General features: G+C 61.3%; 10 protein-coding genes and 1 pseudogene. 3 read left to right on the top strand and 8 right to left on the bottom strand.

Annotation, left to right across the window (positions count from 1 at the left end):
* Positions 1 to 343: 343 nt before the first annotated feature.
* From ACZ5MJ_RS35605 to ACZ5MJ_RS35575, 7 genes and pseudogenes are all read right to left on the bottom strand, one after another.
* On the bottom strand, positions 344 to 1,615 hold the full coding sequence (locus ACZ5MJ_RS35605) for an IS256 family transposase (protein WP_464227531.1): 1,272 nt from the start codon (positions 1,613 to 1,615) through the stop codon (positions 344 to 346).
* Between the two features lie 18 nt (positions 1,616 to 1,633).
* Positions 1,634 to 2,446 (bottom strand): hypothetical protein, encoded by an 813-nt coding sequence (locus ACZ5MJ_RS35600; RefSeq protein WP_464227070.1) that lies wholly within the window; start codon positions 2,444 to 2,446, stop codon positions 1,634 to 1,636.
* Positions 2,447 to 3,559 (bottom strand): type IV toxin-antitoxin system AbiEi family antitoxin, encoded by a 1,113-nt coding sequence (locus ACZ5MJ_RS35595; RefSeq protein ID WP_464227069.1) that lies wholly within the window; start codon positions 3,557 to 3,559, stop codon positions 2,447 to 2,449. It lies immediately after the preceding gene.
* Positions 3,560 to 3,713: 154 nt separating this feature from the next.
* Positions 3,714 to 4,103 (bottom strand): hypothetical protein, encoded by a 390-nt coding sequence (locus tag ACZ5MJ_RS35590; RefSeq protein WP_464227068.1) that lies wholly within the window; start codon positions 4,101 to 4,103, stop codon positions 3,714 to 3,716.
* A 267-nt stretch (positions 4,104 to 4,370) separates the two neighbouring features.
* Positions 4,371 to 4,628, bottom strand: a complete 258-nt coding sequence (locus ACZ5MJ_RS35585; protein ID WP_464227067.1) for a hypothetical protein — start codon at positions 4,626 to 4,628, stop codon at positions 4,371 to 4,373.
* 388 nt (positions 4,629 to 5,016) lie between these two features.
* Positions 5,017 to 5,319: a hypothetical protein gene (locus ACZ5MJ_RS35580; RefSeq protein WP_464227066.1), complete on the bottom strand. Its 303-nt coding sequence runs from the start codon at positions 5,317 to 5,319 to the stop codon at positions 5,017 to 5,019.
* A 132-nt stretch (positions 5,320 to 5,451) separates the two neighbouring features.
* Positions 5,452 to 5,664 (bottom strand): annotated as a pseudogene (locus ACZ5MJ_RS35575) (hypothetical protein); the annotation flags it as partial.
* A 34-nt stretch (positions 5,665 to 5,698) separates the two neighbouring features.
* Here ACZ5MJ_RS35575 and ACZ5MJ_RS35570 point away from each other — a divergent pair.
* Complete coding sequence (locus tag ACZ5MJ_RS35570; protein WP_464227065.1) at positions 5,699 to 6,175, top strand: 3'-5' exonuclease family protein; 477 nt, start codon at positions 5,699 to 5,701, stop codon at positions 6,173 to 6,175.
* A 569-nt stretch (positions 6,176 to 6,744) separates the two neighbouring features.
* On the opposite strand, the gene ACZ5MJ_RS35565 is transcribed toward ACZ5MJ_RS35570, so the two are convergent.
* Complete coding sequence (locus ACZ5MJ_RS35565; protein ID WP_464227063.1) at positions 6,745 to 7,956, bottom strand: Fic family protein; 1,212 nt, start codon at positions 7,954 to 7,956, stop codon at positions 6,745 to 6,747.
* Positions 7,957 to 8,493: 537 nt separating this feature from the next.
* Here ACZ5MJ_RS35565 and ACZ5MJ_RS35560 point away from each other — a divergent pair.
* Entirely contained in the window at positions 8,494 to 10,098 is a 1,605-nt protein-coding gene (locus ACZ5MJ_RS35560) for a carboxyl transferase domain-containing protein (RefSeq protein WP_464227511.1), read from the top strand.
* Positions 10,095 to 10,244 carry a hypothetical protein gene (locus tag ACZ5MJ_RS35555; RefSeq protein WP_464227510.1) on the top strand — a complete coding sequence of 50 codons (150 nt, stop codon included), beginning with the start codon at positions 10,095 to 10,097 and terminating at the stop codon, positions 10,242 to 10,244. Before ACZ5MJ_RS35560 ends, ACZ5MJ_RS35555 begins: the two co-directional genes overlap by 4 nt.
* The last annotated feature ends 5 nt before the right edge of the window (positions 10,245 to 10,249 follow it).

Here is a 10,249-nt window from a genome sequence, read left to right as displayed (position 1 = left end):
ATGCGCAACGCCATGGATGTGCATCGACTCGCGTTGGCTGTGGGCATCCACATGGCCACCCTCTCGCCGCGTGGTCGATCAATGGGAACCCGTTTCTGCGGGCCAACGGACTTGCCTATCGGGTGGTGCGCCTCATCCAGCGGTGCGTCAAACCCCGGAAGCGTGCTGCGCCAGCCGGACCTCGATTCGATCGAGCAGCGCTTGGACGAGACCCGAGGCGAAGCGCTGCTTAGACACCAATTCATCCTCGTCATCATCGGCGTCGACTACGTGGAACTTAGCGTAGGCCACGGATCCAAAGGGCCTGTCCGTATTTTTGTGTGCGAGGCGGTTTTGAATTCTGTCAGCCTCGGGCGGCGGTAAATCGCTCGCCATACAGAATAGCAAACTGATTCATGGCGGATTTCCAGTCATAGGTCGTGCGAACGGACTTGGCCAGCACGTTGCGCAGCGCCAGCCACAGCAGCTTGATCGCAGCTTCATCCGACGGGAAGTGCCCTCGGGTCTTGATGATCTTGCGCAACTGCATGTTCAAACTCTCAATGGCATTCGTGGTGTAGATCACGCGCCGGATCTCGGGCGGGAACACGAAGAACGGTATGACGTGCTCCCAGGCGCGTCGCCACGACTGCACGATCATCGGATACCTGGCGCCCCACGGGCCGTCGGCGAAGTCCTGCAGCGCCTGCCCGGCCTCCTGTTCGCTGGCCGCGCCGTAGATCGGCCGCAGCGCCTGGGCCAGCACCTTGCGGTCCTTGTAGTTGGCGTAGTCCAGGCTATTGCGGATCAAATGGACAATGCAGGTCTGCACCGTCGTGCGGGGATAGGCCGTGGCAACGGCCTCCGTCAATCCCTTGAGGCCGTCGACCACCGCGATCAGGATGTCCTGGCAGCCTCGGTTCTTGAGTTCATTGAAGACCTTGAGCCAGAACTTGGCGCCTTCGGTCTGCTCGACCCAAAGGCCCAGCACATCGCGTTGACCGTCTGCCTGGATTCCCAATGCCAGATACACGGCCTTATTGCTGACGATGCCGTCGCCGCGGATCTTGACCCGCAACGCGTCGAAGAACACGACCGGGTACATGGCCTCGAGCGGGCGGTTCTGCCAGGCGATGGTCTCGGCCATGACCTCGTCGGTGACCGAGCTGATGAAGTCCGGGGAGACTTCGGTTCCGTAGCTCTCGGCCAGAAACGCCTGAATCTCGCGCACGCTCATGCCGCGCGCGTACATGGCAATAATGCGCTCATCGAAGCCGGTAAAGCGCCGCTCATGCTTCGGGATCAGAACTGGATCGAAGCTGCCATCGCGGTCGCGTGGCAGCTCCACTCGAACCGGGCCGCGGTCGGTGATCACGGTCTTACCGCTCAGACCGTTACGCGCATTGGACTGCTCGGCCGGCTTGGGCTCGCCTGGCTTGTAGCCCAAATGCATGCTCATCTCGGCGCCCATCGCCCGTTCGATGATGGCCTTATTGAACGCCAGCATCAGATCCTGGACCTCGCCAGGCGTCATCGGCCCTTTAACCAACTCGTCGAGCAAGCCGTCAGGCAAAGCAGGCAGCGGCCCGCGGGCCGCTGCCTGAGACGCCACCGTACGTTTCTTCTTCATCGGCATATCCATGGTCATTACCTCTCATGATATGCCTCGTACACAAATTTCCGGATAGGTCCGATCCAAAATTAGCGTACCCCTCGCCGTCCGCGTCATCACAGAAGCGGCTACGCAGCGCCGCGAGTCCTGCCTCGATCGCGCCGGGTGAGCGTCGGACAATTGCCGTTGAACGAAGAGTTCTGCGACCGCATCGATTGTTCCACCGTACTGGAGCACGTGAATGAGGTCGCCGGCATCCTTGTTCCCCATACGATCGGCGAGTGCCAATGCCTTCAGGATAACGAAAGCAGGCACGTCGGCGAATCGAACCTCTTCGGTGGAGATGCCGCCACCGTCCAGCAGTTGCCCGGTGACCTTCCGCTCCCCATACCAGTCGTGCACGACTCCTCCAAACGTCACCAGAGCCGAAACACGTTCACCATCGACGGTGACTGGCTTGCCTGGTTGGTCGGTGCCCGCGTCGCGAAGGAACTCGACAAGCACGTGCGTATGCTCATCAACCTTGCGCTTCCATTGCCACGACGATCGGGTTCCGTTATGGGTAGTGTGGCGCTCGAATCCGCGAGCAGCAAGTTGTTCATCCAACGTGCTATAGCCTTCACCATCAGCGATCACCGCAAGATTCAAGACAACGTCGACGTCCGAGGTCCCTGCATGCGCCGGCACATCCAGTGGAGTTTCCGGCGTTAGATACCGTGGTACCAGACCGCTCACTAGGCGCAGGGTGCCCTTGAGGCTGCCGAACGCGCAGAGTAGGGTGAGCAAGGTACTTTCGCACGCTGCAGTAACGTCGGGGCGATATCCCGCCGCAGTGGCGGGTTTGATTCCAGCCATCTATAGCTCCAGTTCTTCAAGAACGTGTTGAGCCAGTTCTTTGTTTCTGCCTCGTCCGTCGAGCAGATCGAGATAGAGGATGAATGGGCTCGCGAAATATGACAGGTCGTCCGGAAGGCCTTCGCGAAAGAGGAGGCTGGCACCGTCGCGCTCAACGAAGGTAATGTTCGCCCCCTTTTCGGCTGGCTTCAGCCCGATCTTGCGAGCTAGTTCTTCGGCGCACCCTGGCGGGACGATGATCTCTGCGGTGTCTACGCTCGTAAGCAGAGGAGCGTAGACGTTCGCGGCGGCCGCACCCGTGAATGCCCAGTCGAACGAGACGCCGGCCTTATCGATCCGGTCCGTGAGGTGCTCAAGCAGCATGTGCGGCCGCTCCGTGAACGCGTACCAGCGAGTGCTCTTTTCTTTGCGCTTCGTCCAGTCCGTTGCCCACGCTTCCAGCAGTTGCTTTGGTTTTGTCAGCCGGCGCCTACGTGTCGGGCCGGCGCCACTGGATTCGCACCACTCGCGCCGCTCAAGTTCCTGAAGTACTTTGGAGGATGTGTACGGCGAGGTCCTTGACATCTCTGCGAGTTCGTTTCCGGCTATCCACTTGTTCCGATTGACCAGGAGCGCGTGCACGACCATCTCCCGCGACTCGGTGAATAGTGAGGTGGTTTCCTTCCTCGCTGGCGGTAGGTCTGGCCGCTCAACGTTGATCAGCCAGTTGCGCCAGTTCAGACGCAGGTTTCCATTACGCTCGAAATAGCCGATTCCGCGCTTGCGAAGCTGCTCTCTGGCCCCGGGGCTTAGTGATTCGGCGGCTACCAGGAGGATAAGGTCCTGCGGGCGCTCCGAAGCGAGCTTATATTCGGAGAGTTTCCAAACGGCTCTTTGTACATCGCGGGGGTACGCGACGCGTAGTACTTCCACGGCGACTACTACGGACTTGCCGGCGGCATCGAACTCCAGCGCCAGATCCAGGCTTGGGCCGTTCGCGGGGTTGGGCTCGACGTGAGCGACACTGATCCGCCCGTCCGTGGCCTCTGCCAAAGCAAGGCCGAGCGCGGCGGCGACCTCGGCCTTGAATGCCGAGCGGTTCTTTGCCAGCTGATTCTGCGCGGATTTGTTCATGGTACGTTAGCGAAAATGGCTACATTTGCTGTGCAGCAAACTACGGCGCATTATTCATAGATTAGCAAAAACTAATAGATTAGCTGCACAACAAATGTATCGTTTGCAGCTAAGAAAGGGGGGTATGTGATGCTGTCGCCGCGAGGACGTCGCTTTAGGCGGTCTTTAAGTTGATTATGGGGCACAATGTGTTCTCTGGCGGGCGGGCGCCGGTGGGGCATTGCGGAATAGCACCTCCTGCCGGTGCTCTTGGCTGGCCTGGATAGTGGCAAATAGGGCCGAACCGGTAGAAATACTTGGCTGCCAGCTCCATGTGCTCCTGCGTGTATTTGGTCCGGTCCAGCTCGAGCGCGGACAGATCCGACGGCTTGAGCCGCGTATGCTTGGCCATATCCATCAGCGACGTGCGCGCGACCACGCGCAGCGCCCGGACCAAGAGTCCACAGGGCGTCAGCAGGCTTGTGATGGCCCGCTCCTCTCCCTGGCCCAGTGCAACGTGATGGATAGCCGTGGCCAGAGCAGCGTTCACCAACTCGAGCAGCATCCCTACCTGCGCCTGATCGAACTGCGGCGCGTGCGCCTCTGCACGTGCGATCCCCAGCTTGATGCTCAGATTTCACAGGGCGTCGCGATCAAGCATCGTTCTTCTCCCCGCTCTCAGCACCAGCGGAGGCGCGTTCGTCGGCTTCGTCATCGACTACGAGATCGCTGAAACTGTGTGCACGCGGTGTCCAGCAGTGATCGCATGCATCGCATTTCGCGCTTACGCCGATGATGGCGCTGGGATGATGATCGGTCGCACTATCAGGTATCACGCCACCCTTCGCCACTGCTGTCGGCGTTGGGAAATGAGCCCATGCATGGCGGCATACCCCAAGATTGCTTCAGGGGTAAGCGGTCCCTCTTGCTGCGAGCCGGCCAGCAAGCGCTCGCGATATTCACGTAGCCGCTGCTCAAATAGGTCCGAGATGTCGATATCGGACTGCTGTACGGCACTGCGGTGCAGCTGCAGCAACTCAAGCCACTGTTCATCGCGCGCCGCGGAGGGGTTGTTGTCCTGGTCAGCCATTGCCACGGGCTCCGGGTGATAGAGCGCCTCTGCCACTGCTACATGGACGACGTCTTCGGGAATCCGAGTCGATCCAATCCTTGTTGAGCGGAACCAGGGCGACATGATCCAGAACGAAGTGACCGACGGGCCTGGAAGAGCGGAGCCCTTCAGGTGTGCCGAGTCGATACTAAGTACCAGTCCCCGATGCGCTCGCATCAGGTCCTCATCCAGCTTCGAAGTCCGATAGGCAAGCGCGACGTAATGCTGATCTCCCAGTGCGAAGGACATCCGCTACGAGGCAGTAATGGGGTTTCCGGTCAGGCTGATGGGGATCGTTGTCGTAAGGGAAAAGACACTTGAGCACAACACCTCGCACAATCTGCGAGGCGTCCATGCAGTGTCTCCGTCAGACAGCAGGGCTGATGCCTGAGTTGCGATCCGCGTCGTCCAGCACGTGGGCGAGTTCGCGGCAGTTGCGAGCGCGCGATTCGGCGATCTGCCTGCGCCAGGCTGGAAGGACTTCGGCGGGGATGGACGAGTCGATGTAGCCCGTTACACCGGACTCGGTGACGGTTTTCAGTACCTCACGACCGTTGGCTGCGATGAACTTTGCCATGAGGAAATAATACACCCGGAACGCGGATTCCATTGCCGATTCGATGTTTCGGGAAATCATCGCCATTTGTCGGCGAAGTTTTTGCTGTTGCATGTGCTCTCCTTGTTGCCACAACGGGCGGAAAAAGGAGAGAGCGATGACGCTCGGGTGGGGTGGTCGAGAGGTGCATGCCGCCCAATCGCGGTGGTTCAACCCAGCGATGCAACAGGAGGTCGATCTGGGCAATCACAGCTGCACCAGGTCCTCGCGCAGGCGGTCGGGCAGGGCGGCACGGGCATCCAACGGCGCCTCAAGCGCGTAGCAGCGAAGGATCGTGGATGTGCCTTTCCGCCGGCCGAAACGGCCAAGGCGCTGCCTCAGGCTGGAGACGGACGGCGCCGGGCCGAGCTGCACGACCGATTCCACGGGGCCGATATCGACGCCGAGCTCGAGTGTCGACGTCGCGACGGCCGACGCGGGCGTAACGGTCTGCTTGAGCGCGCGCTCAGTTTCCTCGCGTAACCGCTATTTCATTGACACGGAATTCAGCGATTTCCAGGCGCCTGAAGTACTCAGTATCGCCATCGTTGGAGAGAATGGGGCTGAGTTCTACGGTGAGCGCACGGACTACAGCGAAGCGCGCTGTAGTGACTTTGTTCGAGCGGTGGTGGTGCCCCAGTTCGGTCGATTCGAAGGTAGGGCGATGATTTTGGATCACCCGAGTCAGGAGTTGCGCGACTGGGTCGCAGGCATTCCCACCGCGTCCACGTCCGTTCTCTGCTACGACCATACAGTAGACCTAGACATGCTGCGCTTCCTGCTGAACGGCCGGTTGCTTGGCGGTTGGGCCTTCGAGAATATCGGTGGTCAGCTCGACGCCGCACGCCGGGCGGAATATTTTCTAAGGTATGGTGGCGAGCACCACGCGCTACACGATGCGCGAGCCAATGCCTACGCTTGCGGCTTTTAGCATCTCGTTTCGCTCGGTCGCTCCCAGTGCATGCGAGCGTGGGATCCGAACGGAAACTCTGCCGCTCGAGCCTATCGTGCGGCTTCATGTCATCGCTGAGCCTGCATGACGACGATCATCTAGGATGCCAATCCAATGTCTGGCTCGGCCATTTCGCTAACGGCCCGGGTCGTATTCGCCCCATCCCTTTTTCACATCTGGAAATTTCATGTTGCGTAGCCCGCCACCCAATCCGAGCCTAAAGGCACTCGAAGCGGCCTACGCTGCCGGACTGCTGCGCAAGGAAGCGTTGCAGCACGGCGCCTATTACCGCGGTCGTTGCCGGAACGCGTCGATCGCACGCTGGCATGCCGGCGTACAACGTTTTGTGCACTGGCGCACGAAATTCGGCGAGCGCTATCCTGAGACGATCCGCCATCCCGCTGACGAGCCCGAATTCGATGCGTTCCTCGCGCTGGAGGTCATCCACAACGCTGGAGGGGACACCATTCCGGATGACCTTTTCAACGAGGGCACTTGGGGGGCGGGCCACTTAAGAGCATCCGGACTGAGCCCTGAGACGATGTCAATCACTCCAGATTGGCGACGGCTGCCTCGGGATACAGGTTTGGGAAGAGAATGCTCAGTGCATCGAGCGGAAAGCCGATGCGAAGGTCTGCACGATGTGAGTCGCTCACGAGAATGCCGTCCTTCAGCAACTGTGAGATCACGCTCCGGGCGACGCGTTCACCTAGCCCGGTCATCTGTGCGAAGTCGCCCCGGGACACGCTCCCTGCGAGCAGTACATGCAGCAGGGGCAGCACGGCCTCGGAGCGGTAGTGCCGATAGTCTGATGACTGGCTGCGCACAAGCACGAGGCCTTTCACCCGATCGCGCAAACCCTGGACGTCGAACATGCGGGTCATGAAGCTGACCTGGTCATCGCAGAGGTCGATGAAATAGCTGCACCATTCCCAGAGCATCTTCTCGCTGAGATTGCCCCGCCCATCGAGGTCGCCCTGCCGCGCCATGTCGGCGTTCGATAGCATGGCATAGTAGGTGTCGCGGTTGCGAGCGAGGCCACGGTTCACCGACCAGAGGCCGCCGCTCAGTCGGCAAAGTGCGGTGTGGGTTTGAAGGCGAACTGCGCGGCCGTTGCCGTCAATGAAGGCGTGAGTCCACACGGTGCGGTGATGTGCCGCGGCGATGGTGTAGAGAAGGGCGTCAACGCCTTGCACACGCCCATACACCTGGTCCATCCTGGCGAGGAAGCGGGGGAGCGAGGCAAAGGCCGGTGCGTGATGTCGGCCGACCGAAACCTCCTCGTCTCGGATCTTGCCAGGCTGCACAATCCGATTGTTCGGCGTTTGCCGATCGTCCTCTGAGAGCCGCCCATACAGGCTCGCGTGCGCCCGCAGCAGAAAGTCACTGCGCAGCGCCTGCGCCTCGGTAAGCTCGGCGTCGGACTCCAGTTCGCGCTCGGCTTCAATATGGGCCAGCGCGATCCGTTGGCGCTGGGCAACCTCGGGATTGTCCGAAAAATTCTTCTGCAGCGCTTTGCTAACGTTCGCCGGATGGGTGCTTTGACCTTCAATCCGGTTCGAGTAGTAGGAGTTCATCTCACGCACGAGCTCGCGCACAGCCTCACGCGCCGGCGGGCACAAAGCGCCTCTCAGCGCATGTGCCTTTTCGAACACAGTCCGTGTTTTCTCAACGAGCTCGTCCAGCCGCTTTTGAGGCAGAAGCGGCTCAAAGTGATGCGGACTGTCATACACATCGATGGCGGTGCTTGGCGCGGACATGGGAATAAGTATGCCGGTTCCTTAACCGGATCAGTGTGAAGCAATTCCATATTATATACAACAACTTAGAATCCATACACGGCGCACTTCTGTTTAGAGAACTGCCGGTTCTCTTGCCGGTTCTTTTGCCGGTCTTGAGCCGCAGGATGCGATCGCGCGTCGCCAAAGTCGGCACATGCGAACGTCGGTTACGCGGCCGTCGGCCATTCTCGCCGGCCATCGGGTAGCGACAAACGCCGACTGGGCCCGGTGCGTTGGAACCCGTCGTATCGCATGATCATCTTCCGTGAGGGAGTGGATTGTTGCGGCATCACGCGGCCAGTGGCAGGTGGATCTCGATACCGTCTTTGGTCGCGAATCGCTCTGCGGCGCCGCGCACGTAGTCGTAGACCAGCTTGGTCTCGGGAGAATCCCTCCGTCTCCGCCAGCAATGGCGAATGTGGACCCCAGCCCTTGAGGGGGCTGGGGAATCCGCTAAGAGACACCAATACACCGCTGCACCTTCCGCGTGTAACTTACACCGACAGGAAGCCAGCGATGCACATCACCCGCCGCCAAGGCGTCTATTACTTCCGCAAGAAAATCCCCGTTGATCTCGTTGCCGTGTATGGCAAGCGGGAGATCATCTACAGCCTCCGCACCAAAGAGCGCCCCTTGGCGGCCCGTCTCGCGCTTCGTGCTGCCGTCCAGCTTGAGGATGAGTTCAGCCTAAGGCGAGGTGAACCTCTCCCTGCCGCTCAGGTTGCCGCGACGTCAGACCAAGCGGCATCTCTGGGTGCGCTAGCCGCAGCCGAGCGGCCAGAGCCGAAAGCGAACAAGGTCACGCTGGGCTGCCTCATCCCCATCTGGCGGCGAGAAAACAATCCGACTGACAAAACGGCGGACGCGGCGCCCACCAGCATGCGCAAGCAGGGGCGTCTGATCGAACACGCTCAACGCGCGGGTTTTCCCTTGGTCTTGCTGTGCGACGCCGACGGCGGACGCATTCCCGATGTGATGGGCTGGCGCTTCAGCGTGCTGCCGCTGGACTTCAAGACGTTCATCAAGCCTGCAGAGGGGCAGCCGCCGGTCCCGCGAGCCGCCGCCATTCTGGGCCCCTCGTACGGCGATTCGGCGCTGCACGCTTCCACCGCACATTTCGTGGTCATGGTCAAGTTCGGGACGGTCGCGTTATCCGGGCCGTCGGTGGTGTCCGCGGCGATCGCACAGGAGGTGAGCGATCAGGAACTGGGTGGGCCAGAGGCCGCCATGTCGGTGGGCAATGCGCACATGGCGGTCGATACCGAGGCGCAGGCGATGGAAGCGATCGCGGCATTCCTGTCGTACCTGCCGTCAAATGCTGCCATGCCGGCGCCGGTGGCGCCCGCGCGCGCACCGGCCGTGGATCCGGAGGAACTCGCCCGCATCGTTCCCCTGGGATCCAAGACGGGCTACGACATGCATCGCGTGCTGGAGGCGATTGCCGACGAGGCGAGCATCCTTCCGTGGGGCAATGACTGGGGCCCGAGCCTGCTGACGGTGCTGGCACGGATTGAGGGTCATCCCGTTGGCATCGTCGCGAATCAACCGATGGTGGGCGCAGGCGCACTGGATCCCCACGCTCTGCGCAAGGAGCATGACTTCGTCGACATGTGCGATACCTTCGGCATTCCGTTGGTGTTCCTGCACGATGTGCCTGGTCTGCTGATCGGGACCGAGGCCGAGCGGGGCGGCATCCTGCGCGCCTACGAGCGTCTCGTGTCGCGCATTGCCGACGCGCGGGTGCCCAAGGTAGGCGTGGTGATCCGCAAGGCCTATGGAGGAGGGCACTTTGCCATGGGCGGTCGACCCACGCATCCGAACTTCATGTTCGCCTGGCCCAGTGCCGAGATGGGCTTCATGGCGCCGGAGGCCGGGGTTCAGACGGTCTATCGCCGCCGGCTCGATGCGCTGGAAGCGGAGGAAGGCCCGGCCGCGCGTGAGCGGCTGGCCAGCGAGCTCATCGAGGAATGGACTACGGAGTCCGAGCCCTGGGAGGCAGCGGCGCACCTGTCGCTGGACGATGTCATCGAGCCCGCCCAGACTCGAGCCGTCATCGTCGAGAGCATCGACATTGCCTGGGGCGAGGCGGGACCGCGCCCCGTGCGGAGCTGGACGGCATGACGAGGCACCACGCGGATTCCCTCTTCCGGCCGTTCGCCGTTGGCTGCGGCATGTTGGCTGATCCCGCCTGGGCGCGCAAGGTGCACGAGGGGCGCGAGGCGGAACTCGTGCCCTACGACGAAGAAGCCCTCGATACCCTGTACTGAGAATC

The organism is Cupriavidus sp. LA-1, assembly GCF_055385985.1.
The sequence above is the reverse complement of the archived record's forward strand: the minus strand, read 5'-3'. Positions and strand labels throughout refer to the sequence as shown.

What these genes read in the sequence shown, in the direction of transcription:
- ACZ5MJ_RS35560 (WP_464227511.1), top strand. Translation starts at nt 8,494, where the DNA reads ATGCACATCACCCGCCGCCAAGGCGTCTATTACTTCCGCAAGAAAATC.
- ACZ5MJ_RS35595 (WP_464227069.1), bottom strand. Translation starts at nt 3,559, where the DNA reads ATGAACAAATCCGCGCAGAATCAGCTGGCAAAGAACCGCTCGGCATTC.
- ACZ5MJ_RS35555 (WP_464227510.1), top strand. Translation starts at nt 10,095, where the DNA reads ATGACGAGGCACCACGCGGATTCCCTCTTCCGGCCGTTCGCCGTTGGC.
- ACZ5MJ_RS35580 (WP_464227066.1), bottom strand. Translation starts at nt 5,319, where the DNA reads ATGCAACAGCAAAAACTTCGCCGACAAATGGCGATGATTTCCCGAAAC.
- ACZ5MJ_RS35600 (WP_464227070.1), bottom strand. Translation starts at nt 2,446, where the DNA reads ATGGCTGGAATCAAACCCGCCACTGCGGCGGGATATCGCCCCGACGTT.
- ACZ5MJ_RS35585 (WP_464227067.1), bottom strand. Translation starts at nt 4,628, where the DNA reads ATGGCTGACCAGGACAACAACCCCTCCGCGGCGCGCGATGAACAGTGG.
- ACZ5MJ_RS35565 (WP_464227063.1), bottom strand. Translation starts at nt 7,956, where the DNA reads ATGTCCGCGCCAAGCACCGCCATCGATGTGTATGACAGTCCGCATCAC.
- ACZ5MJ_RS35605 (WP_464227531.1), bottom strand. Translation starts at nt 1,615, where the DNA reads ATGCCGATGAAGAAGAAACGTACGGTGGCGTCTCAGGCAGCGGCCCGC.
- ACZ5MJ_RS35590 (WP_464227068.1), bottom strand. Translation starts at nt 4,103, where the DNA reads ATGCTGCTCGAGTTGGTGAACGCTGCTCTGGCCACGGCTATCCATCAC.